This window comes from Bacillus sp. MUM 13, from assembly GCF_001866725.1.
Classification (GTDB): Bacteria; Bacillota; Bacilli; order Bacillales; family DSM-1321; genus Peribacillus.
In genome coordinates, this window is sequence record NZ_MLYQ01000038.1 from 79759 (window position 1) to 103303 (window position 23545).

24 protein-coding genes are annotated in these 23545 nt (G+C 41.2%); 10 read left to right on the plus strand and 14 right to left on the minus strand.

Annotated features, from left to right (window positions below; all coding sequences use genetic code 11):
- The first annotated feature begins 210 nt into the window (after window positions 1–210).
- Window positions 211–2103, plus strand: coding sequence for an N-acetylglucosamine-specific PTS transporter subunit IIBC (nagE, locus tag BIV59_RS11445; RefSeq protein WP_071351614.1), 1893 nt, complete (start codon window positions 211–213; stop codon window positions 2101–2103).
- 456 nt (window positions 2104–2559) lie between these two features.
- Here the strand turns inward: nagE and BIV59_RS11450 are convergent, their stop codons facing one another.
- Entirely contained in the window at window positions 2560–2745 is a 186-nt protein-coding gene (locus BIV59_RS11450) for an SE1561 family protein (protein ID WP_071351615.1), read from the minus strand.
- 203 nt (window positions 2746–2948) lie between these two features.
- Between BIV59_RS11450 and yfkAB the strand changes: the two genes are divergently transcribed.
- A complete protein-coding gene (gene yfkAB, locus BIV59_RS11455; protein ID WP_071351616.1) occupies window positions 2949–4076 on the plus strand; it encodes a radical SAM/CxCxxxxC motif protein YfkAB in 1128 nt (375 codons plus the stop codon).
- Window positions 4077–4137: 61 nt separating this feature from the next.
- Here yfkAB and BIV59_RS11460 read toward each other — a convergent pair whose 3' ends face one another.
- Both BIV59_RS11460 and cax read right to left on the minus strand, forming a co-directional pair.
- Window positions 4138–4953 (minus strand): YfkD famly protein, encoded by an 816-nt coding sequence (locus BIV59_RS11460; RefSeq protein ID WP_071351617.1) that lies wholly within the window; start codon window positions 4951–4953, stop codon window positions 4138–4140.
- 522 nt (window positions 4954–5475) lie between these two features.
- Window positions 5476–6540: a calcium/proton exchanger gene (gene cax / locus BIV59_RS11465; protein ID WP_071351618.1), complete on the minus strand. Its 1065-nt coding sequence runs from the start codon at window positions 6538–6540 to the stop codon at window positions 5476–5478.
- Between the two features lie 265 nt (window positions 6541–6805).
- On the opposite strand from cax, the gene BIV59_RS11470 reads away from it, so the two are divergent.
- Together BIV59_RS11470 and BIV59_RS11475 are read left to right on the plus strand one after the other, a co-directional pair.
- Complete coding sequence (locus BIV59_RS11470) at window positions 6806–7993, plus strand: MFS transporter (RefSeq protein ID WP_071351619.1); 1188 nt, start codon at window positions 6806–6808, stop codon at window positions 7991–7993.
- Between the two features lie 318 nt (window positions 7994–8311).
- Window positions 8312–10252, plus strand: a complete 1941-nt coding sequence (locus tag BIV59_RS11475) for a heavy metal translocating P-type ATPase (protein WP_071351620.1) — start codon at window positions 8312–8314, stop codon at window positions 10250–10252.
- 227 nt (window positions 10253–10479) lie between these two features.
- Here BIV59_RS11475 and BIV59_RS11480 read toward each other — a convergent pair whose 3' ends face one another.
- Together BIV59_RS11480 and BIV59_RS11485 are read right to left on the minus strand one after the other, a co-directional pair.
- Window positions 10480–11319: a YihY/virulence factor BrkB family protein gene (locus tag BIV59_RS11480; protein WP_240501890.1), complete on the minus strand. Its 840-nt coding sequence runs from the start codon at window positions 11317–11319 to the stop codon at window positions 10480–10482.
- A 41-nt stretch (window positions 11320–11360) separates the two neighbouring features.
- Window positions 11361–11765: a hypothetical protein gene (locus BIV59_RS11485; RefSeq protein ID WP_071351621.1), complete on the minus strand. Its 405-nt coding sequence runs from the start codon at window positions 11763–11765 to the stop codon at window positions 11361–11363.
- A gap of 297 nt (window positions 11766–12062) precedes the next feature.
- On the opposite strand from BIV59_RS11485, the gene BIV59_RS11490 reads away from it, so the two are divergent.
- The 4 genes from BIV59_RS11490 to BIV59_RS11505 all read left to right on the plus strand — a co-directional run bounded on the left by BIV59_RS11490 (window position 12063) and on the right by BIV59_RS11505 (window position 14650).
- Entirely contained in the window at window positions 12063–12287 is a 225-nt protein-coding gene (locus BIV59_RS11490) for a DUF1128 domain-containing protein (protein ID WP_071351680.1), read from the plus strand.
- Window positions 12288–12469: 182 nt separating this feature from the next.
- The gene (locus tag BIV59_RS11495) at window positions 12470–13735 is read left to right on the plus strand and encodes a molybdopterin molybdotransferase MoeA (protein WP_071351622.1); all 1266 of its coding nucleotides are present in this window, start codon (window positions 12470–12472) and stop codon (window positions 13733–13735) included.
- Entirely contained in the window at window positions 13729–14259 is a 531-nt protein-coding gene (gene mobB / locus BIV59_RS11500) for a molybdopterin-guanine dinucleotide biosynthesis protein B (protein WP_071351623.1), read from the plus strand. The genes BIV59_RS11495 and mobB overlap by 7 nt, the downstream gene beginning before the upstream one ends.
- Window positions 14260–14407: 148 nt before the next feature.
- On the plus strand, window positions 14408–14650 hold the full coding sequence (locus tag BIV59_RS11505; protein ID WP_071351624.1) for a DUF2164 domain-containing protein: 243 nt from the start codon (window positions 14408–14410) through the stop codon (window positions 14648–14650).
- A gap of 98 nt (window positions 14651–14748) precedes the next feature.
- Here BIV59_RS11505 and map read toward each other — a convergent pair whose 3' ends face one another.
- The 8 genes from map to BIV59_RS11545 all read right to left on the minus strand — a co-directional run bounded on the left by map (window position 14749) and on the right by BIV59_RS11545 (window position 21690).
- Window positions 14749–15498 carry a type I methionyl aminopeptidase gene (gene map / locus BIV59_RS11510; protein WP_071351625.1) on the minus strand — a complete coding sequence of 250 codons (750 nt, stop codon included), beginning with the start codon at window positions 15496–15498 and terminating at the stop codon, window positions 14749–14751.
- Window positions 15499–15663: 165 nt separating this feature from the next.
- A complete protein-coding gene (locus BIV59_RS11515) occupies window positions 15664–16179 on the minus strand; it encodes a type 1 glutamine amidotransferase domain-containing protein (protein WP_071351626.1) in 516 nt (171 codons plus the stop codon).
- 126 nt (window positions 16180–16305) lie between these two features.
- Complete coding sequence (locus BIV59_RS11520; RefSeq protein WP_071351627.1) at window positions 16306–17307, minus strand: class I SAM-dependent methyltransferase; 1002 nt, start codon at window positions 17305–17307, stop codon at window positions 16306–16308.
- Window positions 17304–18647, minus strand: coding sequence for an FAD-dependent monooxygenase (locus tag BIV59_RS11525; protein WP_071351628.1), 1344 nt, complete (start codon window positions 18645–18647; stop codon window positions 17304–17306). The genes BIV59_RS11520 and BIV59_RS11525 overlap by 4 nt, the downstream gene beginning before the upstream one ends.
- Before the next feature lie 518 nt (window positions 18648–19165).
- Window positions 19166–19468 (minus strand): late competence development ComFB family protein, encoded by a 303-nt coding sequence (locus BIV59_RS11530; RefSeq protein WP_071351629.1) that lies wholly within the window; start codon window positions 19466–19468, stop codon window positions 19166–19168.
- A gap of 96 nt (window positions 19469–19564) precedes the next feature.
- A complete protein-coding gene (gene motB / locus BIV59_RS11535; protein ID WP_071351630.1) occupies window positions 19565–20344 on the minus strand; it encodes a flagellar motor protein MotB in 780 nt (259 codons plus the stop codon).
- The gene (gene motA / locus BIV59_RS11540) at window positions 20337–21128 is read right to left on the minus strand and encodes a flagellar motor stator protein MotA (RefSeq protein WP_071351631.1); all 792 of its coding nucleotides are present in this window, start codon (window positions 21126–21128) and stop codon (window positions 20337–20339) included. The genes motB and motA overlap by 8 nt, the downstream gene beginning before the upstream one ends.
- A 187-nt stretch (window positions 21129–21315) precedes the next feature.
- Window positions 21316–21690, minus strand: a complete 375-nt coding sequence (locus BIV59_RS11545) for a DnaJ family domain-containing protein (RefSeq protein ID WP_071351632.1) — start codon at window positions 21688–21690, stop codon at window positions 21316–21318.
- Window positions 21691–21960: 270 nt separating this feature from the next.
- Here BIV59_RS11545 and BIV59_RS11550 point away from each other — a divergent pair, with 270 nt between their 5' ends.
- Both BIV59_RS11550 and BIV59_RS11555 read left to right on the plus strand, forming a co-directional pair.
- On the plus strand, window positions 21961–22416 hold the full coding sequence (locus BIV59_RS11550) for a C40 family peptidase (RefSeq protein ID WP_071351633.1): 456 nt from the start codon (window positions 21961–21963) through the stop codon (window positions 22414–22416).
- Between the two features lie 284 nt (window positions 22417–22700).
- Window positions 22701–22883, plus strand: coding sequence for a hypothetical protein (locus BIV59_RS11555; protein ID WP_071351634.1), 183 nt, complete (start codon window positions 22701–22703; stop codon window positions 22881–22883).
- Between the two features lie 68 nt (window positions 22884–22951).
- On the opposite strand, the gene BIV59_RS11560 is transcribed toward BIV59_RS11555, so the two are convergent.
- On the minus strand, window positions 22952–23437 hold the full coding sequence (locus tag BIV59_RS11560; RefSeq protein ID WP_170846138.1) for a GNAT family N-acetyltransferase: 486 nt from the start codon (window positions 23435–23437) through the stop codon (window positions 22952–22954).
- Between the last annotated feature and the right edge of the window lie 108 nt (window positions 23438–23545).

Consider the following 23545-nt stretch of genomic DNA (forward strand, 5'->3'; position numbering starts at 1 on the left):
ACATCTTGTCTGCTGATTCCCCTGCAGATTCTCCCCTATCCAATTCCACTGCAGTTTAGAATCAGTAGTGAAGTTTTACAAATTTTCATGAATAATTTCCTTTTTTCATTAGCTAAAATTGGTATAGACATATACATATTTTGCGAGATAGGATGTTTCCGTTAATCGCTTTCATCACTGTTAATGAATGAAGAATAGGAGTGAAGACATATGTTAGGATTTTTGCAACGAATCGGAAAAGCACTAATGCTTCCTATCGCTGTATTGCCCGCTGCCGGACTTTTGCTGCGTTTTGGACAGCCCGATTTATTAGATATTCCCTTTATACTTAATGCGGGAAACGCCGTTTTTGCAAATTTACCCTTAATTTTTGCAATTGGGGTGGCCATGGGATTTGCTAAGGACAGCAATGGAGCTGCAGCCCTTTCAGGAGCCATTGGTTATTTAGTATTGACAGAAGGCGCGAAATCGCTGGACAAGGGCATTAATATGGGAGTTCTCGGCGGTATCATCACTGGGATCATCGCTGGTCTTTTATATAATCGGTTTCATGATATTAAGCTGCCGGAATGGCTCGGCTTTTTTAGCGGAAGACGTTTTGTTCCGATCATAACATCACTTGCGATGGTTATTTTAGCAGGAATCGCAGGATATGCCTGGCCGCCGGTACAGGACGCCATCAACGCAGTCGGAAATTGGCTGATTGATTTAGGAGCCGTCGGATCAGGGCTATTTGGATTATTAAATCGCCTGCTGATTCCATTAGGCTTGCACCATGTTTTAAATAGCCTATTTTGGTTCCAGTTTGGTGAATATCATGGCAAAGCCGGGGATATCGCCAGATTCTTTGCCGGCGACCCGACTGCAGGGTCTTACATGACTGGCTTCTTCCCGGTCATGATGTTCGGTCTTCCTGCTGCGGCGTTTGCCATTATTGCAGCAGCCAAGCCAGAAAAAAGAAAGCAAGTTTCAGGGATGTTCATAGGACTCGCCCTTACATCCTTCCTTACAGGAATAACAGAACCTATCGAGTTTTCATTTATGTTTATAGCACCCCTTCTATATGGAGTGCACGCTGTATTAACAGGGCTTTCTATGTGGATAACTTCACTGCTCGGAATTAAAGATGGATTCACTTTTTCAGCGGGTGCCATTGATTATGTGCTGAACTTTAATATTGCACAAAAACCATTATTGATCCTGCTGGTCGGAGTAATTTATGCAATCGTTTACTTCCTTGTTTTTTATTTCTTAATCAAAGCCTTCAATCTTAAAACGCCCGGACGCGAAGATGACATTATACTGGGGCAAGAGCACGAAACCTCTGCACCTGTCACATTGAGCGGCGATAAGTTTGAAAGGATGGCCTATCATTTTATTAATGATATTGGCGGAAAAGAAAATATCTCAAATATTGATAACTGCGCAACACGCCTTCGCCTGAATGTGAAAGACATGGAAAAGGTAGATGATTCCTCCTTAAAAGCTCATGGAGCCAGAGGCGTTATGAAGTTAAATAAAAAAAATCTGCAAATAATCGTCGGTACAGAAGTGGAATTCGTTGCTGATGCCATGAAGAGATTGGATATGAGTGCTGTAAGTATGGACAGCAGCGACTGCCAGGATGTGCCGGTAACAGCCGGCATGCTCCCATTGAATAATGAAAATTTTGTAATGCCGATCGAGGGGGAAATCATTCCGATAGAGGAAATTCCCGATCCGGTATTTTCACAAAAAATGATGGGTGATGGTTTTGGCATATTGCCTGTGAATGGTTCAGTAGTTTCGCCTGTGGACGGTGAAATTATCAACATCTTTCCGACCAGGCATGCAATTGGCATTCGATCCAAAGAAGGGTACGAGATCCTGATCCATGTTGGCCTCGATACAGTCAACCTTCAAGGCGAGGGATTTACTGTTCATGTTAATGAAGGAGAAGGAGTGGCAAAAGGCCAGGAAATCCTGACATTCAATCTTGATTTTATAAAAAATAATGCACCTTCTACTATAACACCTGTTATCTTTACGAATCTGACAAAGCTTCATGTAAAGAAGCAAGGAAAAGCTGAACAAGGTGAAAGCGGCATTATTTCCATTCAGTAATAGTATCAGGACTTCCCGTCTAGTACAGGGAGTCCTGTTTTTCTGTTAAGACACTGATTGAAAAGGAAGATATTCGTTAAAGAAGAGACGACGCCGGGATTGTCTGGGGCGGAAATCAGCAGTTAAGCCCAGTCTTCCAGGATACGGGCTATACTCGTTTCACTAATATTGTATGATGACTGACATGCAGCATAAGGAAAAAAGAAGGCTCTTTCTTAAAGATTGTTGTTTTTTAATGTGTTCTATAAGGCGATCCCAAAGGCGATCCCATTGTTAAGTCAGGCTGATTTGAGCGTAATTGCGAGACTCCTGCTTAGATGAGCGTAACAGCGAGACCCCGCAGAAATCAGCACCCATGTTTCATAACAGTAAAGTTTACGAAAACAGCAAGAAAAACCCTGCGCACTTCACAAGGGTTTCGCATGTTCAGAGCATGGATATCATAAAATGAAGAGCCTACTCTTCACGTGTTTTGAATTGTTCAATTTTTGTTTCAAGCTCATCAATGATAACAATCAACCGATCGATGTCATCCAGCTCCGTGCTTTCAGGGTCAATGTTTTCCAGTACCTCCATAAACATATTCAGGCGCTCCTTCAGGTACTTTAACTGTCCGTCTTTGCTTTGTATTGGTTTTCCCATATTGCAGTCTCCTTCTGTCTATAGTTTCTCTGTATCCTGCTTATCGTGTTTCCCCCATTGATGGAAGTTTCACTTTATCCTACCTAAATCCGGCAAAAAGTGCAATCCATATTAGAAAGCTTAAAGGTCTCACCTTAATTCATTGACATTCCTCCCCGCCTTTACCATAATAATTGAGTGCTAAAAAGTAAGGAGATAAAAAAATGAAACTTTCAGAAAGAAACCTTTTAAACCCTATCACACCTGAACATGACCCATGGGAAGCATATATGGATATTGAAGAGTATGGCAAGCTGGCTCTGACGAATGTCGAATTCACTACAACCACACTTTGCAATATGCGCTGTGAACATTGTGCTGTCGGTTATACCCTGCAGCCTAAAGATCCAGTGGCTCTTCCTCTTGAACTCCTTTTATCGCGTCTTGAAGAAATTCCGGCGTTAAGGTCCTTAAGCATTACGGGCGGAGAGCCTATGTTATCATTGAAAAGTGTAAAGAATTATGTGCTGCCCCTGCTTAAATACGCGCGAAGCAGAGGGGTCCGGACCCAGATTAATTCAAATCTGACTCTTGATCTTGAGCGTTATTTGGAAATTGCCCCATATCTCGATGTTCTTCATATTTCACACAACTGGGGAACGCTGGATGACTTTATTGATGGCGGCTTCGCCATGATGGATCGAAAGCCGACACGCGAGCAAAGAGCTAAGCTTTTTTATAGAATGATTGAAAATTCACGTGCCCTGGCTCAGGCAGGAGTTCTTGTTTCAGCAGAAACCATGCTGAACAAGCGAACATTGCCGCACCTTGAGCACATACATAAACAAATCACCGAGGAAATGGGATGCAAGCGCCATGAGGTTCATCCTATGTATCCTAGCGATTTTGCATCAGCACTTGAAACCCTGCCTTTGGAAAAGACCAGGGAAGCTATTCATCATTTACTTGATATCAGAAATGAAGATGTATGGATGCTCTTTGGAACTCTGCCGTTTTATCCGTGCAGCAGCACACCTGAAGATCTCGAACTGCTTAAGAGGCTATATAGTTCGAAAAAAGTGACTGTCCGAAATGATCCGGATGGCCGCTCACGCCTGAACGTAAATATATTTACAGGAGAAGTCATTGTAACAGATTTCGGTGACGCTCCTTCACTTGGCAATATAATAACAAGCCCTCTGTCTCAGTCTTATGAAACATGGATGAACTCGAAGCTTGCCGCTCAGCTTAATTGCCACTGTTCTTCAGTAAGATGCCTTGGCCCGAACGTCCTTGTCAAAAATGCTTACTATGCAAATACTGATTTTCGAAACATGAAGACAAATATTTAAAAACAAACCGTGATCTTTAATCAAATAATCGCCCGTCCCCTCACGGGGCGGGCGATTTAGTTTATTTTGGCTGTACAGCCGCTGTGAAGCTAAAGGACAGATGATCATGTACAGGAATCCAGGCGCCAATTCCCTGAGAGGTAATATTTTTTATCATTAACTGCTTTTTGCTTCCTTTCAGCACCAGGTACACTTCCCCATACGTGACTTTTCCCTTTTCGTTCACGGCCGATGCGTAGGCATTCAAATAACCAAGCCTGCTTGGCGGAATATTATACACCTGATCCTTTTTCGTTCCGGCACCAATGATGGTTTCAAAGGATAGCGGCAAACCGGTTTTCTCGATGGCCTTCAAAAGCATCATTTTTTGCACATCTTCCGCGGAAGGAATTTTAGCTGTAAGTCCTCCGCGTACTGTTTTTTGTGTTTCTTGAACGTAGTGAATTTTGTAAATGTCAGTATTTCCGCGATTATCAAAGTAATTGGTATTTATTTTTTGATAATCCCAATTAGGTGAGGATTCCGCTGACTCATAATTCAGCGCCCAATGCCCCAAATAAATCGTCGCCCGGTAGCCAAATGCGAGCGGTGCCTTGGCAATCGCTGACTCATTCAGCATGTGAATCAGCTCAGGGTTTTCAATTTTAACTTTTGCTGCCGACGTCAATTGCTTGGCCAGTGAACTTGGCTGCAAATAGGGAAGATCCTGAGCCGGGTTTGGATAGGTATTTTCCTTAGCAATGTTCAATACAGACTGCGGCACCTTAGTTTGCTGCAGCACTGTATAATCTTCAGCATGTTTATTTTCTGCAGAAATGGCAGCAGGGCACAACGAGATAAGTAAACTAAGTAATAGTACATTTATTATTCTTTTCATGGTGTTTACGCTCCTTTTGAGGAAGGTTATCATATTGTTACTTATCGTTCTCGTTGCGATGGTTTTCTATGCACAGATGCTGGCGGTCAAAAATATTTTCATTGTAACGAAATTGTAAAGTTCAGAATATTTACTTTTTTTAACTTGCGTTGTATACTATAACTATCTTAACAGCAAGGAGGCGAAATCGTTCAAACACACCTTAGCTAAAGGGAGGAATGTTTATCGCGAGAACACGATAACAGGCTAACAGGAATAAAAACGAATTCGCTGATTTTTTTATACCATAAGCAAAAGGATGTGAGCATTCTAGAATTATTGAATCGCTTTTCCGGCAAAAAAGAATGATGATAATTTTGGATGACTGTATGTACTTAACGTTAGATAATGGAACGTAAAAATGACTCTGCAATGTATTCGGCAGAGTCATTTTTTTATTGCTGGGAAATTCCGCTTGCACATCTGTATCCGAGTGCGGATTGAGTGCTATTGGCGTATCAGCAGGCAAGTATAGCAGCGCCTTTACAGCAGATAAAACCCTATGCCCATGATGATATATGCCGCAATAAGGGTAAGCCCCTCAAACCAGTTTGTTTCCCCGTCATTGGATATCATGATCAATAGAAAAACAGCGGTGATCATCGCGATCAGTTCAGGCATCGAAAATACCAATGGCATGGTATCCGGGAAAAGCAGTGATACAAGCACAAGGACCGGCGCTACGAACATCGCCACCTGCAGGGTAGAGCCGACAGCAATTTCAACTGTTACATCCATTTTATTCTTCAGAGCCATTAATACGGCCGAAGTATGTTCCGCTGCATTTCCCACGATTGCCACAATAATGACCCCGATAAATAATTCTGTCCACCCAAATGCTTCACCGACTGTATGAAAGGTATGGACAAGATTTTCTGAAACATACGCTACTGCAACGGTTGACGCAGCCAGTACAGCCATTGCAGTCTTTTTGCTCCACTCCGGTTCTTCTGCCTCTTCGGCCGCCTTTCCCTCTTCTTTGTTCGGCAAGTATACACCGCGATGCGTGACAAGCTTAAAGAATAGTGCAGCCAAATACAGAAGAATTAAAATGATCGAGATCCCGATGCTTAATGTCATCGTTTCTGTTTCCTTCATCCTCATGGAAAACACTTCTGGAATCACAAATGCCACAACTACGGCGAAAATCAGTAATCCCGCATTATGCCTCGCATCAAAAATATTGAATTTCTGCCTTTTGAACTTTGTTCCTCCGAGAAAGAAAGATAAGCCTGCAACAAGGAGCAAATTCCCAAGAACGGAACCCGTTAAAGAAGCAAGCACTACTCCAATAAGGCCCGCTTTTAATGAAAAAATGGAAATGATCAGCTCAACCGCATTTCCAAAGGTGGCATTTAACAGCCCGCCTATTCTCGGTCCCATTACAATGGCAAGACTTTCTGTTGCCCTCCCCATAAAACTGGCCAGAGAGATGATTGTTAAGCAATAGATGATAAACATAATTACACTCGGCCAGTCCAGCAGAGAGCCCGCAACAGAAAGCGGAAGACCTGCTGCAAGCAAAATCATAAAGAATCTATTCCCCATTTTATATCCTCACTTCTTTAATGCTGTATTTTTTATTTTTTGTACCTTTTTCCCTTATATGTATCGTATTTGGCTTTATTATTCACATGCCCCTATCTTCATCCTCCTCTTTTTTATTCTGAATTCTTTGTCTCAAAGTGAAAGTTTCATCTGCAGGGGTTGACATCCCATTGAAGCGGATAAATTTCTATACCCTAATATCTCTTGCCTAATCACCTATTATCCATGTAACATCATGAGTGTAAATTATATTAGGAGAAATGCTATGAACCAGAAATTATTAATTGCCGTTTTGGTAAGTATCGTTGGAATTTCAGGATTTTCACAGGGTATGCTGCTTCCGATTATTGCAGTCATATTTGAGCATGATGGTGTCAGCTCTTCCATGAACGGACTAAATGCAACTGCCTTATATGCAGGCATTTTGCTGGTTTCTCCTTTAATGGAGAACCCCCTCCGCAAATTAGGTTATAAACCCCTGATTCTCGCCGGCGGGCTGACAGTCATCATTTCTCTGGCACTCTTTCCGGTCTGGAAGTCTTTTTGGTTTTGGTTCTTTTTAAGGGTATGCATTGGCATTGGTGACCATATGCTTCATTTTGCCACACAAACATGGATCACTGGAGTTTCGCCTGAGAATAAGCGCGGCAGGAATATATCCATTTACGGGTTATTTTTCAGCATTGGTTTTACAGTCGGCCCGCTTATGACAAAGCTTCTGGAAATTAATGAAGCATTGCCATTCATCGTCTCATCCGCTTTAAGCCTTTTAACTTGGTTTACTGTCTTTTTACTGAAAAATGAGCGGCCAGAACATGATCATGAAATTGAAACTGCTTCCTTTCTAAGTACGATGAAACGATTTTCAAAGGTCAGCAAATATGCCTGGGTCGCGTTTTTGCCTCCTTTTGGATATGGTTTTCTTGAAGCGTCGCTTAATGGGAATTTCCCTGTTTACGCACTTAGGGAAGGAATTGATCTCAGCAAGGTTTCCATTATAGTTCCCGCATTTGCTGCAGGCAGCCTGATTTCCCAGCTTCCGCTTGGAATGATGAGCGACCGCTATGGAAGAAGAAAAATCTTACTTTTCGTTCTTCTTGCCGGCTTCTTCATTTTTACAGCAGCTGGATTTTTGAGCTCCTCCTCCCTAGGGCTGTTTTTATGCTTCTTGCTGTCAGGCATGATGGTAGGATCAACCTTTTCTCTTGGCATTAGTTATATGGCAGATTTGCTGCCCAAAAATTTGCTGCCTACAGGAAATCTTTTATGCGGAATTTTCTTCAGCTTTGGAAGCATTTCCGGTCCATTTATCGGAGGAATCGTCATACAATTCTTTAAAGGAAGCTTTTTCTTTGTGATTAGTTTTATGCTTCTTATGATTTTTTTCGCCGTTGTATCTTTCAAAAAAACCTCCGGGGCGCATAACCATTCCGAGTCATCACTAATTCAATAAGTAAATTGCTGAATTTCCTGTTATCTGCGGTCAAATACCTTTAATTTCTAACATGAAATATGATATTATAAAAGCAGGAAAAAGAATATTATCCATTCATTTATGTTTTATGCTGTCATCGCTCTTCGATGGCAGCTTTCGTCATTTTATAGGGGCATTGATGCTGAGTATCTTTCTCAATTAAATAAAAATATCGGTATACAAACTTCTTTGCACTTCCTATTCTATAGGCGCCGCAGCATACCGCTAAAAGTATAATGGTGTAAATATCAATCATGACTTTATAATAAAATGTTTGACAATATTTGGAGGGATACTATGTCTGCAGAAACAAATGTATTAAAGCAAGATAAGCCAATTGTTAAAAACAGCTCCCTATTGGAAAAAGCAAAACCCCATATCGAACTCATTTGCGCTTTATTCAGCGGTGTACTGATTTTGGCCGGCTGGCTGCTTGCCAAGACTGATTTAAACACCGCCTCAATTGTCACTTACCTTTTTGCTTTTATTATCGGCGGATATGCTAAAGCAAAGGAAGGCATTCAGGAAACCATTGAAAATAGGGAATTAAATGTAGAAATGCTGATGATTCTTGCAGCCATTGGTTCTAGCATCATCGGCTATTGGACAGAAGGCGCTATTTTAATCTTCATATTTGCAGTAAGCGGTGCCCTTGAAACTTATACGATGAATAAAAGCCACAAGGAAATTTCCTCCTTAATGAATCTTCAGCCTGAAGAAGCACTTCGGATTTCAATAAGCGGAATTGAAGAAAGAGTTCCTGTGGCAAAGCTAAATGTTGGCGACCGCATTATCGTGAAGCCAGGGGAAAGAGTTCCCTCCGATGCAGTCATTACAGAAGGGCAGACAAATATTGATGAAGCTGCCATTACAGGTGAATCCATTCCTTTAATGAAAACTATTAATGATGAAATATTTGCGGGGACTGTAAACCTTCGCGGCACGATTACTGCTGAAATTACCAAACCAAGCAGTGAAACGCTTTTCCAAAAGATTATTTTACTCGTCCAAACTGCTCAAAGCGAAAAATCGCCCTCTCAGCTGTTTATAGAGAAGTTTGAAGGTACTTATGTGAAGGTTGTGCTGCTGGCAGTATTCGCAATGATGTTTTTACCCCATTTCCTTTTACATTGGAGCTGGAATGAAACACTGTACAGGGCCATGATCCTGCTAGTGGTTGCATCTCCCTGCGCCCTGGTCGCTTCCATTATGCCCGCTACCCTTTCAGCTATTTCAAATGGTGCGCGGCACGGTATTTTATTTAAGGGCGGCATTCATCTTGAAAACTTAGGCAACCTGAAGGCAATTGCCCTGGATAAAACAGGAACGCTTACAAAAGGGAAGCCTGTGGTAACTGATGTAATAATCAGAGAAAATCTTAATGAGGAAGACTTTTTATATTCTGTTGCATCTATTGAAAATTACTCCAATCATCCATTGGCATCAGCCATCGTTAAATACGCCAAAGAAGCGGTCACGAAAAAATTGGCAAAACCGCACGCCATGGAGGATATCTCAGGGAACGGTGTGCAGGGTTATATGGATGGATCACTTTGGAAAATCGGAAGGGCAGACTTTGTCGGAAAGAAAGAAGCGGAAGCCTTTCACGATTCTATTTCCCTTACTCTTGCACAGCAGGGAAAAACAATTGTTTTTGCAAAGGATGAGCTTGGCATCGCCGGCATTGTCACCCTGAAGGATATTGTCCGGGACGAAACAGCCGCTGCCATGGAAGAATTAAAAAAAGAAAATATCTACACGGTCATGCTTACAGGGGACGGCGAAAAAACAGCAAAAGCGATTGCTGATGAAAGTCATATTATTGAGTATGTATCAGAATGCCTGCCGGAAACAAAAGTAGATGAAATTAAAAAGCTTAAGGAACGGTTTGGAACAGTGGCAATGGTTGGAGATGGCATCAACGACGCCCCCGCATTAGCTACAGCTTCTGTCGGCATTGCAATGGGAGAAGGCACCGATGTAGCCCTTGAAACGGCAGATGTGGTACTGATGAAGAACGACCTGCCCCGCTTAGCAGAAGCGGTGAGGCTTTCCAAGAAAATGAATAAAATCATCAAACAGAATGTTATTTTTTCAATCAGTGTCATCATGCTGCTCATTTTATCCAATTTCCTTCAGTTTCTGGATCTCCCTTATGGAGTCATCGGGCATGAAGGCAGTACGATACTTGTTATTTTGAACAGTCTCCGATTATTGAAATTAGGAAAAATAAAGTAAAACTGTTGCATAAAAAGAACCAGTGAAAATTCACTGGTTCTTTTTATCATTTAGTGATATCCGTTTCTGCCATTCGCAGAACCGGAAGTTTTATGCTTAGGGCTTTTTTTGCCTTTTTGTTTTGTACTGCCATCTTTTTTAGCCATTAAAGCAAGCCTCCTTTGATGTTTCCATCAGCTATAGTATTTGATAAAACGAGTATGAAAAATCAAGGAACAGCTGGAATACTACTCACAATTTGGTTTCTTCCGGACGCTCTCCATGGCGTTTATTTCACCGCCAATGATCAAAATCAGCCCTGTCAGGTAGAACCAGGTCATCAGCACAATGATTCCGCCAAGTCCCCCGTAAGTTGTTGTGTAATGCCCAAGCCTTCTGACATAGAAAGAAAAAGCGAGCGAAACAATGCTCCAGCCTGCAGTGGCAAAAATGGCCCCAGGAAGAACGCTGACACATTTAAGCCTCTTGTTTGGAGCAATCAGGTATAGTATCAGGAAAACAAGAAATAAAACGGCTGAGCTGATGAGCCATCTTAATGAATGCCAAAATGCAAAAAACTGCCCTGAAAACCCAAGCTTGGAAAATAAAAAATATCCTAGCTCCCTTCCGAATACAGGAAGCAAAAGAGCAGCCACAAATACAATGACCATGGCAATTGTCAATAGTATCGACATGGCCCTTGCTGTAATAAAAGGCCTGGTCTCTTTCACATCATATGCCCGGTTAAATGCCTGTACAATGGCACTGAGGCCATTAGATGCCGACCAAATCGTTGCTATAATACCAAATGACAGGAGTTTGCCATTTCCCTTCATGACCTCCCTAAGATTATCCTCTATCAAAGACATGGATTGAGAAGGTGCATAGCCTCGAATCAAATTCAGGATATCATCCTGAGATATTGGCAAATATGGCAGCAGAGCCATTAAAAAAATCAGTAGGGGAAACAGAGAAAGCAAAAAGAAATATGCCAGCTGCGCTGCCAATCCAGATACATCATCCCCGATTAACCGCCTTATTAATTCCTTATAATAAGGAATTTTCAACCATTCCTTCATACCTGCCATAAAGTGTCCTTTTCCCTCACCTTCTGCATCCTGCAAGCAGCCTACATACTGCGTGATGCATTCTGACGGCCTCCGTAAGAAGTTGGCGTATGCTCACTTTGATCCGATGAAAAAGCTTCCTTCGTTTCTTTCACAACATGTGCAACCTGAGGCGGGATGGCTTTCATTTCCTCTACACGTTCTGAAATGTAAGCTGCATCATCCGCAATTTTCTCAATGGCAGCACGCATATTCCCTGTTGCCTCTTTTATCTGATTCAATGTTTGATTGGGATTTTTCAAATATCCCTTCATGCTCCTCATGCACTGCCTGCTTCCCTGAAGTACAGATTGCCTTGTATTTTGATTCAATAAACTGATGGCCGCTCCTGCCATGGCTCCATAAAACATCCCCTGAAAAAACCAGCTCTTCCCTGTACTTTGGTAATTTCCAGCGTAATTTCCCATCTTCCATCCTCCTCTTATGGTGCATGCTGCTTTTGTACAGCATCCTTTTCTCTTCAAATATTCTTTCATATAGTCAACTCATTATTATTCATAAGCAAACAAGCTAGGCCCATTAAAAATGGCCTAATGGTATTAGTGTTTCCTTAAAAACAGAAAATAGCATGTTCAGGGAGCCAATTTTTTGCCGCAGGCTCGACTGTATTCCTTTCTCTTGCCAGCTGAGAGTTTTCATTGACTTATCAGGACAATCATGAAAAAATTAGAATACTTGTAAGAGTGCATGAAAGGGTGAAATCCATGGATTTATCAAAAAACACAGCCGGCAATGTAGAATTTATGATTGAAGCAATCAAAGAAAAGCTGAAGGTCATGAATATCGGTGCCATCAAACCGTCCCATTTTAACGGTGATATGTATGAAGAACTGCATGAAATTTACGCAATGGTTATGAAAAAAAGCACCTTCAGCCCAAATGAAATGGAAGCCATTGCTGAAGAACTTGGAAAATTGCGTAATCCATAATTTTTCTAAAACACTCTAATTAAAGAGTGTTTTTTTGGTAAGACTGCGTTTTTCTATAGGCTGATTCGTTTTGGGCACCTCAAGTGCCTGAACGTGTCATGGGAGTAATGATTTTGATATAGTGTATATTATAACCTGCATAATCAGGACATATCATTCACAAAAACAGGAGCTGAAAAAGTTTGGCAGAACGAAGGAAACCAATCAGTATAGCCGAGGCAGTCAAGTTAGTCATGGAAAGAAAAATAGCGGGTGAAAAGGAATATGTTTCACTGGCCGAATCAGAAGGAAGGTTTTTAGCAGAGGATATTACAGCGACCCATGATGTTCCGCATTTTGACCGTTCTCCTTATGACGGGTTTGCTTTGCGTTCGGAAGACACCTCTTCCGGCTCTCTGAATCACCCTCTTACATTTGAAGTGATTGAAGAGCTGGGGGCAGGCATGGTTCCAAGCATGCCTGTAAGCGCAAACCAGGCCGTACGTATTATGACCGGAACACAAATGCCTGAACAATGCGATGCAGTGATCATGCTGGAGCTTACCTCAGAATCCGAATTAGACGGCAAAAAGTTCATTACATTTAAGCGTTCCATTAAAAAGGGCGAAAATGTTTCTTTTAAAGGGGAAGATGCAAAAGTCGGGGATATGCTCGTCAAAAAAGGAACAAAAATTAATCCAGGCATCAAAGCTGTTCTTGCTACCTTTGGCTATGACTCTGTTCCTGTCGCAAAAAAACCGGTCATCGGGCTATTTGCGACAGGATCCGAATTGCTGGATGTAAACGAGGCTCTTGAGCCAGGGAAAATCAGGAACAGCAATTCACATATGATTTCCTCGCAAATAACAAGGGCCGGCGGTGAATTTATATACTTCGGTAAACTAGCTGATGAGCTGGATGTAAGCTACCAGGCAATCAAAGAGGCCCTTAGCAAAGTGGATCTCCTTATTACTACCGGCGGAGTCTCAGTTGGCGATTATGACCTGCTGCCTGATATATATCAGATGCTTGGTGCACAGGTGCTATTCAATAAAGTAGGAATGCGTCCGGGAAGCGTTACAACAGTAGCTTCTTTTGAAAATAAAATCCTGTTTGGCTTGTCCGGAAACCCTTCCGCCTGCTATGTGGGTTTTGAGTTATTTGCAAGGCCGATTATCCGTACCATGCTGTTTTGCGAAAAACCGCATTTGCGAAAAGAGCGGGCCCTGCTTGGAAGCGACTTTACAAAAGCCAATCCTTTTACACGTCTTGTACGTACCCGCTATTACTTTGAAAATGGAAGGCTCATTGCCGCTCCAAGCGGAAAGGACAAGTCCAGTATAGTCATGAGTCTTGCAGGAGCTAATTCTCTGGCCGTTTTGCCGGGCGGAACCCGTGGTTTCACTAAAGGAGATGAAGTGGAGATTCTACTGCTTGAGGATCAGGAAGGAAGCAGCTGGCCTTGGTAAAACCAATGATTTTCCAATTCGCCGGATTCCAGAACTCCGGCAAAACCACTATCATTTCAGCATTGATTAAAGAACTGCGTGCCAATCAGTTCGAAGCCGCTGTTTTAAAGCATCATGGACATGGCGGAAAACCCGATTACCCTTCGCAGAAAGACTCTCATAAGCATTTTCATTCGGGTGCCGTCGCTTCACTGGTTGAAGGTGAAGGAACTATTGAGCTTCTTGCAAATATCAACAAAGACAATACATTGAACAAATTAATTGAAGTCCTCAGCTTTTTCCATCCTCACGTCATCATCGTTGAAGGATATAAAAATGAGGAATTTCCAAAAGCAGTCTTGATACGGGTTGAAGAAGATCTGCGCCTGCTTAAAGAATTACGCTCAATAGAAGCCATTCTGGCGTGGCCGCAGATGCTTCATGCGGCAGAAGAGTTTTCAGGCGGCACCATACCTGTGTTCCCGATAAGCGGATCTCTTTTTACTGAATGGTTTCTTGACAGTTATTTAAACACGTCTTTATAAAACTATATGATTATAAACATCCATGCTGATTTCCGCTCAAGCAAGCCATGCCGCTCGCCTGCAAAGCTATTTCACTCCAATCAGCATAGTTAAACAATCATAATTGGACGATAAACAAAGCCTGATTAATGAAAGTGGAGGGAATCATATGTTTATTCAATTTCCTTTAGAAAAAAAGAAAGCCATGATCCGCAGCATCCAGGAATACGTTTATCAGGAACAAGGAGAGGAAATCGGGGAATTCGCTGCTGAAAACCATCTCCAGTTCATACTCCGCGAGATAGCTCCTTTTATTTATAACGAAGGAATAAAGGATGCAAAGCGCATTATTGAAGACCGGATGAATAGCTTGGAAGAAGAACTCTTTTCCCTCGAAAGGCCAGTAAAGTAAGCCGGCACACTTTATACATTTAAGATAACAAAGCCGGCATTCAATGAATGCCGGCTTTGTTTATACTGGTCAAGGCTGAACAGGCAGCCTTCTCTTTTTTAGTCCTGATCAGTTAAGATCAGGGGGCCATTTTTTGTAATGGCAATTGTATGCTCGTATTGGGCAGAATTTTTATTATCTGCAGTGGAAGCAGTCCATCCATTAGCATGTCTGACCGCTTTATAGGTACCAGCATTTATCATGGGCTCAATGGTGAACACCATTCCTTCTTTCAGCCTGGCTCCTTTATTCGGAAGTCCGTAGTGCGGCACCTCTGGGCTTTCATGTATGGAAGCACCGATTCCGTGGCCAATAAAATCACGGACCACAGAAAAGCCCTCTCCTTCTGCATAGGTTTGGATGGCATGGCCGATATCTCCGATTCTGTTGCCGGCTACAGACTGTTCTATCCCTTTATAAAGTGCTTCCTTGGTCACATGCAAAAGCCGTTCGGTTTCTTTGGTGACTTTACCCACACTGTAAGTCCAGGCTGAATCTGATAAAGCCCCGTTATAATTTACAACCATATCAATAGTGACAATATCCCCGCTTTTTAGAGCCGATTTCCTTGGGAAGCCGTGGCATATTTCTTCGTTTATGCTGGCGCATGTTGCATATTCATAGCCTTTATAGCCTTTTTGTTCTGGCTTGGCACCATGTTTTTTTAAATAATCCTCAACAAACTCTTCAATTTCCCAAGTGGTTGCTCCCGGTACAATTAGTTTGGACAATGCTTTATGGCAGGATGCCAATAACTTGCCTGACTCATGCATAGCCTGGATTTCCCGTTCAGATTTTAATACAATCAATCATGACACTTCCTTTTTCTTTAGAGCTATTTATATTCTATATCAAAAAAACCTGGATATGAATTAATTAGGCAATTTAACCTGATAATTCCTCCTGCCCACTGGCACTGCCGGTTGGTTACACGACAAAAAATCCCGGCAGGCTGCCGGGATTTTACATATGACTTATTTAAGTAAATTCAGGGATTCACGGACAAAAGCAGGGATATCGTCAGGCGTACGGCTTGTAACAAGCTGGTTGCCGCAGACTACCACTTCTTCGTCTTTGAAGTTTACGCCGGCATTTTCCATATCCACCTTGATGGATTTATACCCTGTAGCGGTTCTGCCGTCAAGAGTTTTAGCTGTAATCAGCAATTGCGGTCCATGGCAGATGGCGAATACAGGTTTTTTATCATCCATGAAGGATTTGGCGAATGTTACGAATCTATCATCCCCGCGCAGCGCATCAGGAGAACTTCCGCCTGGGATAAAAAGTGCATCGAAATCTGAAGGATTAACTGAATCGATGCTTTCATCAATCGTAATTTTTGCTTCCCCGTTCTTGCCTGTCACTGTTTTTCCCTTTTCCATTTCGATGGTGACAACAGTATGTCCAGCTTCCTTAAAGGCTTTGGCTGGTTCCGTATATTCGGAATCCTCAACCATATCTGTCACAACGCAAGCAATCTTTTTACTCATATTCATCCATCTCCTCATCTAATTGAATTAATTGAATTAATGAACTCACTGTATTATTTCCCGTTATGACATTTCATAAACCCTTCAGTACTTTTGAAATAAATGTTTAAATATTCCGAAAAAATATTACTTTTCACCTTTCCTATTCTCCAGCGTAACCAGATACCATCCCCCTTCTCTAATGATAGGTTTGAAGGTCTCTATTCTCAACCCTGCACACTCGGCCATTTTCTTCATATCTCTCATAGATGGAACAGGATACAAATTTTCAAAAGCAGAAAAAAAGCTGTTGAACGCACTGGAGAATTGGGCTCCTTTTTCATCCTTTCCAATTGGGGTCATGATGGCAATTTGTCCCTTTTCTGTTACCCACCTTGACACCTTCTTCAGTACACCTGCACGTTCAGCTGGATCAATATAATGAAGCAGATTATTCATCATGATGAAATCCACATGGCCAGCTGGTTCAAATTCCTTAAAATCAGCCTGTTCAATCTGTATATTGGCCAGGTTTTCACATCTCTTTTGTGCTGAAGCCGCAACCTCCTGGTTCAATTCAATGCCGGTCAACTTAATATCGGAAAAATTTTTTGCCAGTCTTGATAAATAGCCTGCGTGGCCGCAGCCGATATCAAGGACAGAGTGATAATGGTTCTTCTTGATTAATTTGAGGAATTTTGGAAAGGCAAGCTGCTCAAGCAGGGAAGAAGTTTGCGCAACAGTTTGTCCATGTGTTTTATGGTCAAAGATATTTTTTTCGTTGCTTTTGATGAGATTCGGGTAAGTCAGCAGGATCGGGATATGCAGCTCCATCATTTCTTTCAAAATAATTCCAGTCGAGCGCGGGTTGTCTTTTCTGTCCGGAATCATGAACCTTTTGGCGGTTTTAATCGCTCCATCCCTGCCTTCCTTCAGATTTTTCACAGCTATCCCAACTTCCACCCACTGCTGAAGAAGCTCTTTTTGATAGGAGTTTTCCATGGCAATTTTGTTCACTGACACAGGAAAACGGAACTTGTGGAAAAGATCCAGTTCATATCCGACATACACATGCCAGCTATACAGAAAGGGTTCATTTTTTTTCATCCAATTCCTTGCTTTGAGCAGCCTCATGTATTCTTTAATCATAGCGAACCTCCCTCCCGAATCCTTTCTTTCCAGGGATAATCATCATGGGCATTGAAAAAGGAGGAATTTTTCCGGATGTCATCCATTTCCTTTTTCCGCAGCGGCGCTCCCCCGAGCTGAATGATTCTGTCATAAAGATTTTCATTCCAGATACCAAGACCTGATATATTCAGCATTTGTTTATAATGAAGAAAGCCATCCTTTTCCATCCTCTTAAGGGTCTTTCTTCTTAACCAAAAGACTGTTCTAAGGGGGAAGGAATAGGCAAGAGCCGATAGATTGCTAAGCTCAAGAATTTTCTTTACTCTCTTTTGGCGGACAAAAGGATACCACTCGAGGTTTTCATTATCTAAATCATTGGCGGCATACATATCGCATAATAGTTCACCAAGTGTGTCAGCATCCTGCATGGCCATGTTCATTCCTTCACCTGCCATCGGATGCACAGTATGTGCCGCATCGCCTATCAGCGCAAAGTTGTTTTTTATATACGCTGGAACATGATAGGATACTGGAATCATTAACTGAACTTTCTTCCAGTCCTTTAGATGCTGCACATATCCATCAAGTTCAGGGCAAAGGCCGATATATGCCTCATGAAGAGCTTCAATTCCCTTCTCCTTCAAAGCCTTGAATGAACCTGCAGGAATCAGGAAAACGGTTCTAACCTCGTTATCCGGCAAAGGAAACAGCCCCAGGAATTCTTTGCGTGTAGATATGATTTTCCCGTTCACCATCGTTTCCGGCCTCGGAAATGTTACAGTGAGAAAATGATGGTTATAGCCATTCTGCTCAATTTTCATATCCATTTCATCCCGTGTTACCGACTTTCTGCCTTCTGCACCTATATAAAAGTCTGCATCGATCAGCAGCTCTTTTTTATCTTCCTGCAAAATCACCCTCGCTTTTTCGTCTATATAGCCTTTACAGGATGCAGGTGAAAAGTATTCAAAACGAGGAGAGGAGAACGCTTTCTTTTTTAATATTTCCTTAAGTTTTTCGTGATGAATCATCACAGAATAGTTATATGGCTCAGGGATCACCCGATAATCCATCATTGATTCACTGACCTTCTCATAGCTTCCATCACGATCCTTTTTAAGTTCTTTAAGCTCTATGACAGGAAGCTTCTGGCCGGAATCAAGAACTTCCTGCAGCACACCGATTCCATCTAGGATCTGCAGAGTCTTAGGCTGCAGCAATTCTCCTTTATATAAATGATCTGCCCTCTCAAGACGTTCTGTTATGGCCACATCAATGTTGCACGAGGCAAGCTTGATGGCAAGCGTCAGACCGCCAACACCGCCGCCGATAATTAAAACATTTTTCCTCAGATCCATTGCCTTGCCTCCCTGCCCGGAAAGTCTTATTGATTCCTTAAAATGAAAGATATGGTATCTATATCCACATACTAAGTTAATAAAACTTTGTTATGTGCTATGATGTTCCAGCTAAAGCCGAAGCAAATATTAAGACGTGTAAAACATTAGCTGAATAAAAAATTTTTCAGCTCTATCCTAAATCATTTTCTTCTAGCTTTTTAAGTCTATAAAAATTGCCTTCTAATTCCTCCCAAATATTCCTCATAGTAATCATCCTTTTTATTTAGTATTAGTAAACTTAATTGTGTCTCCGTTACACTAAATTCAATGCAAAAATATACATACTGGCTGGACAGCACAAGAGCTTTGCTATATCTCTGAGTTAATTTATTCTCAGTAAGTGTTTGAAATGGAAGGTGAAGGATACCGAGATACCAAGTTCGGGTACCCGTACCGGAAATAAGCAGGCAAGGTTAAACCAAATTAGAAAAGCCCCTGATGCTTCAAGGGCTTCTTTTTTTCCATATAGTAAAATGCTACGTCACGTTTAGCTTTTTTTCCTCAGCATGCTGCGGATACTTTCCAACCACATGAATAGCTTTGATAATCCGCTTATTAATCCATTTCCGGTTATCCAAAGAATTCAACTGCTCCATTACCCTTTTTCTTCCTTCTTCTGTTGTAACATAGTGATTGGGAAGGTTATTTAAACTTAAAGCAATGATGTCTGTTTTGCATTTCGAACATTTGCAAAAGGTCTGGTACTCTGTTCCTGTCATCAAAAATTGCACCAGAGCCACAACGATTTCTTCCATTACATTAATATATTCCCTTTCCATGATGAGTCCTCTCTGCTTCTGCAAACTCTTTTTGCTTTACAAAATGGATTGGCAGTCCCGAGTTTATTTTTTTCCTTATAACCATCACACTAAGAATTACTTATTGCCTGCAGCATTAGTCCGCGGCATAATCAGAATTTCTACACGGCGGTTTTTGGCACGCCCTTCCTTCGTTTCATTGGAAGCAACCGGCTTAAATTCCCCGTATCCCTTGGCACTGAACATCGCAGGATCGAGCTTTTTATTATTTAAAAGGAGCTTCATAAAATTCACGGCTCTCATGACACTCAGATCCCAGTTGGAATTGAATTGATACGTTTGGATCGGTACATTGTCCGTATGGCCGCTGATGACGATATTCCTAGGAGGATTCATCACAAGCAGATCAGATATTTCTCGGGATATTTTCCCGTCATGCTTCCGTACCTCAGCACTTCCTGAATCAAATAATACATTATCGCGGATGGTGACAAGCAGGCCTTCATCCGTTAATGAGGTCCGCAATTTGCTGCTCAGTTTATTTTTTTGAATATATTCATTTAGCTTTTGCTGGATTTGTGAAAGCTCTTTTTGATCCTGTTTGCCAAGGCCGCCGTTTTCAGCGGCTTTCATATTAGTAGATGAAGAGTTTTTCTCAGAGACTGATGCAACTTCTTCCGCTACAGGACTGGAGTAATCCATGACACCAGATCCGCTGGTGAAAATTTCATTGAAGACATTTGACAGCTGATGAAACTTGGTTGCATCTACTGAACTCGAAGCAAATAAAACGATAAATAAAGCAAGCAGCAGTGTTAAGATATCTGCATAAGGGACAAGCCATGACTCATCCATATGTTCATCATGATGCTTCTTCTTTTTCCGTTTCTTAGGCATCCTGCTTCACTTCGCCTTCCAGCCATTTTCTCCGGTCTTCGGCAGGCAGGTACGAGGTAAGCTTCTGTTCAATGGTCCTTGGTGCTTCTCCTTCAATGATAGAAAGAATTCCTTCAATCATCATTTCCTTCAGCTGAACCTCCTGCTTCGACTTCCTTTTAAGCTTATTGGCAAATGGATGCCATAATACGTAGCCTGTATAAATACCGAGCATGGTAGCAACGAATGCTGCTGAAATGGCATGACCGAGTTCATCTGTATTATCCATATGGCTTAAAGCCGCAATCAGCCCGAGTACAGCGCCAAGTACGCCCAAAGTTGGTGCATATGTGCCCGCCTGGCTGAAAATAGCTGCACCTGCAAGATGTCTTTCTTCCATAGCATCAATTTCTTCTGATAAAATATCCCGGATGTAATCTGCACTTTGTCCTTCAACAGCAAGGTTTAGACCATTTTTCAAAAACTGGTTCTCTACCTGCTCAGCAATTCCTTCAAGCGCAAGCAATCCTTCTTTTCTTGCCACGACTGCCCATTCTGAAAAAGTGCGGATTAATTCTTCAGGTTTAGTCAGTTTTTGCTCAGTAAAAAGAATTTTGAAAAGCTTTGGAAGCCTTTTTAATTCAGATAAAGGAAATGCGGTGGCAACAGCTGCAATTGTCCCAGCAATGATGATTAAAAAAGCTGCCGGATTGATCAGCGCTGATAAACTTACACCCTTCAGCACCATGCCGACACCAATTGCAATGATCCCCAGCAAAAGCCCTATAATTGACGATTTATCCATATTACTCACCCATTCATTATTAATCTTCTCAACTCTTATTGTTATATCGGTAATGACAGAGAAATCATGAGTGATTTTATCATTTTTACGAGAATTAACATGAATTTTGTCCAACAATTATGTCCCGGGAAACATATTCCATGAAAATAGACAAAGAGAGCAAAAAAAACAGCCCTATCATGGGCTCTCAATCTCTCAAACGGCTGGCAATCTTATTTTCATATTTTTTGAAAAAGGAACTGTTTGTAATCTTTCTTTTCTCCATCACTTTATTAAAATGAAGCAGTTTTTGATTGAGCTTTTCCTGCAATTTTCCCCTTTCCTCCGGAACCTGGCAGCAGGCGATTAATTCCTCAATTGTCAGCATCTCTTTTCGATATTTCTCCTCAGATTCCATCATTTTCGCATTTTTCATCATACTGTATGCCATTCTAAGCTCTGGCGGAATTGCTGAAAGATCTTCAAGTACGAGAGGCTTCCCTTTACCAGGCAAGTGATCGAATTCACCTTCTGCCATTGCTTTTTTGATTCTTTCTTCAGAGACCATTCCAGCAAAGTCCATCTTTATCTCTCCTTCATCTCAGGAATTGAGTGGGGTGGTGTTTCGAAATGTATCCTCAATGCCTCTGGCAAGTAACAAGTTATTAGAGATAAGCTCTATGAGCAGATTGAGTTTTCAGATAAATATGTCGAATCCATTACATCTATGAATATTTTGTCATATTTTTGTAATAAAACTTAATAGGCCTGTAACCCTACTAATTACCTATATTTGCTATATTAAATTTATCAAAGGAAAGAGCAAGTCTTTCTAAGCATTCGGGGGAACCACATGAAGAAGGTATTATTCGCCGCTGTGATTATACTAAGTTTGTTTTTAGAGTTGCTTGCTCCTTCCAGCAGGGCAGAAGCAGCCTTTTCATCTGAAAAAGTAGTTCAGGAAGGAAAAAAATACATAGGGGTTCATTATCGGTATGGAGGAACGACTCCAAGCGGTTTTGACTGCTCAGGCTTCGTTGGCTACACCTATAGAAAAGCTACCGGCAAGATATTGCCGAGAACTGCCTCGGGAATTTTTTCTACAGGTCAATATGTAAGCAGAAGCAGCCTAAAAAAAGGCGATATTGTCTTCTTTTCAACCATAAAATCCAAAAGAGGCGCTTCCCATACAGGAATCTATATTGGCGGCAGCAAGTTTATCCATGCCTCCACATCAAAGGGTGTAAGCATTGATTCTCTTAAAACATCCTACTGGAGAGCCAAATTTATAGGTGCCAGACGATTATAATTCAAAATCATACAGCCAACTCCAAAGTTGGCTGTTTTTTATTTTATACCACCGTTTTTAGTTTCAAAACCTTTTTTTCAGTAGATTCAGATAATAAGAAAGATTATTTAGTATATGAAGGTGTAACTTTCCAGCTTGGTTTTATACTTTGGGTATGTTTAATAGCTAATAGCCCTTTTGAAGGCTGACTCCTTTAGTGGTAATTTGTAAAGGTTTATCCAAGTAATCATTACCACAATTAGGTAAATATTGTTAAAATAGAATTGAGAAAAGGGGGAGTTAAATTGAACAAAATGTTTATGGGTCTTATCTTTGTCTTGATAGGCATTACTTTCTTGATGTTATCGTTAACAGTATCTATGCCAACCTTATTATGGGCAGTTTCACTCGGAACAAGCATAATTTTGAACATTGCAGGAACTGCAATATTAATGGAGTATATTAAAACAATAAAAAAGAGCTTTTAATAATTAAAGTGACCCCATTAAAAGGTCACTTTTTTTCTAAAATATCAGCACTATTGATTAACATTAGCTTATACTTTCAAAACCATTCTCACTGTTTTTAGGATGTGTCCATCAAAGTCATCATCAAATTCGGAAACAATTTTGAACCCTTTTGCCTTGTAAAATCTTGTTCCAATGTTATTGTCTTTTTCTACATCGATATAAATCTCTTTAACACCATCTAATTGTTTAATCCCTTCATTAAGTAAAGCAGTGCCAATACCTTTGCCTTGATATTCCGGGTTTAAGTATATAGCTGCGAGTTCCGTTTTGCCTTCTTCTTTTATAGCAGAAAAGTTTGCATAGCCAACAATTTCCCCATTCACTTCTGCAACCCAAAAAAATGAATGTTCTAATCGTTTCTGCATCATCTTGTCATTATAAGCTGTTTTCAGGAAACTTTCTTGAATCTCAAGAGGAATGATTCCTCGATATGTGCTATTCCAGCTTGTTTTAGCAACATGCTGTACTTGGCTAATATCCTCCGTCTGCATCTCCCGGATTATATATTCCACTCATAACCAGTCCTTTCTGTAGATGTTTTGCTGATTTTGCTGACCTCTTTCCAAATTAAAACTGAGCATTGTTAAACACGCACTCCATATAACTCACTGTTAATAGAT

Coding starts and splice junctions, on each gene's coding strand:
- nagE (WP_071351614.1), top strand. CDS start 211: ATGTTAGGATTTTTGCAACGAATCGGAAAAGCACTAATGCTTCCTATC.
- BIV59_RS11470 (WP_071351619.1), top strand. CDS start 6,806: ATGAACCAGAAATTATTAATTGCCGTTTTGGTAAGTATCGTTGGAATT.
- BIV59_RS11460 (WP_071351617.1), bottom strand. CDS start 4,953: ATGAAAAGAATAATAAATGTACTATTACTTAGTTTACTTATCTCGTTG.
- BIV59_RS11490 (WP_071351680.1), top strand. CDS start 12,063: ATGGATTTATCAAAAAACACAGCCGGCAATGTAGAATTTATGATTGAA.
- cax (WP_071351618.1), bottom strand. CDS start 6,540: ATGGGGAATAGATTCTTTATGATTTTGCTTGCAGCAGGTCTTCCGCTT.
- BIV59_RS11525 (WP_071351628.1), bottom strand. CDS start 18,647: ATGGATCTGAGGAAAAATGTTTTAATTATCGGCGGCGGTGTTGGCGGT.
- BIV59_RS11475 (WP_071351620.1), top strand. CDS start 8,312: ATGTCTGCAGAAACAAATGTATTAAAGCAAGATAAGCCAATTGTTAAA.
- motB (WP_071351630.1), bottom strand. CDS start 20,344: ATGCCTAAGAAACGGAAAAAGAAGAAGCATCATGATGAACATATGGAT.
- BIV59_RS11545 (WP_071351632.1), bottom strand. CDS start 21,690: ATGGACTTTGCTGGAATGGTCTCTGAAGAAAGAATCAAAAAAGCAATG.
- BIV59_RS11505 (WP_071351624.1), top strand. CDS start 14,408: ATGTTTATTCAATTTCCTTTAGAAAAAAAGAAAGCCATGATCCGCAGC.
- BIV59_RS11450 (WP_071351615.1), bottom strand. CDS start 2,745: ATGGGAAAACCAATACAAAGCAAAGACGGACAGTTAAAGTACCTGAAG.
- BIV59_RS11485 (WP_071351621.1), bottom strand. CDS start 11,765: ATGGGAAATTACGCTGGAAATTACCAAAGTACAGGGAAGAGCTGGTTT.
- BIV59_RS11530 (WP_071351629.1), bottom strand. CDS start 19,468: ATGGAAAGGGAATATATTAATGTAATGGAAGAAATCGTTGTGGCTCTG.
- BIV59_RS11515 (WP_071351626.1), bottom strand. CDS start 16,179: ATGAGTAAAAAGATTGCTTGCGTTGTGACAGATATGGTTGAGGATTCC.
- yfkAB (WP_071351616.1), top strand. CDS start 2,949: ATGAAACTTTCAGAAAGAAACCTTTTAAACCCTATCACACCTGAACAT.
- BIV59_RS11550 (WP_071351633.1), top strand. CDS start 21,961: ATGAAGAAGGTATTATTCGCCGCTGTGATTATACTAAGTTTGTTTTTA.
- motA (WP_071351631.1), bottom strand. CDS start 21,128: ATGGATAAATCGTCAATTATAGGGCTTTTGCTGGGGATCATTGCAATT.
- BIV59_RS11520 (WP_071351627.1), bottom strand. CDS start 17,307: ATGATTAAAGAATACATGAGGCTGCTCAAAGCAAGGAATTGGATGAAA.
- BIV59_RS11480 (WP_240501890.1), bottom strand. CDS start 11,319: ATGGCAGGTATGAAGGAATGGTTGAAAATTCCTTATTATAAGGAATTA.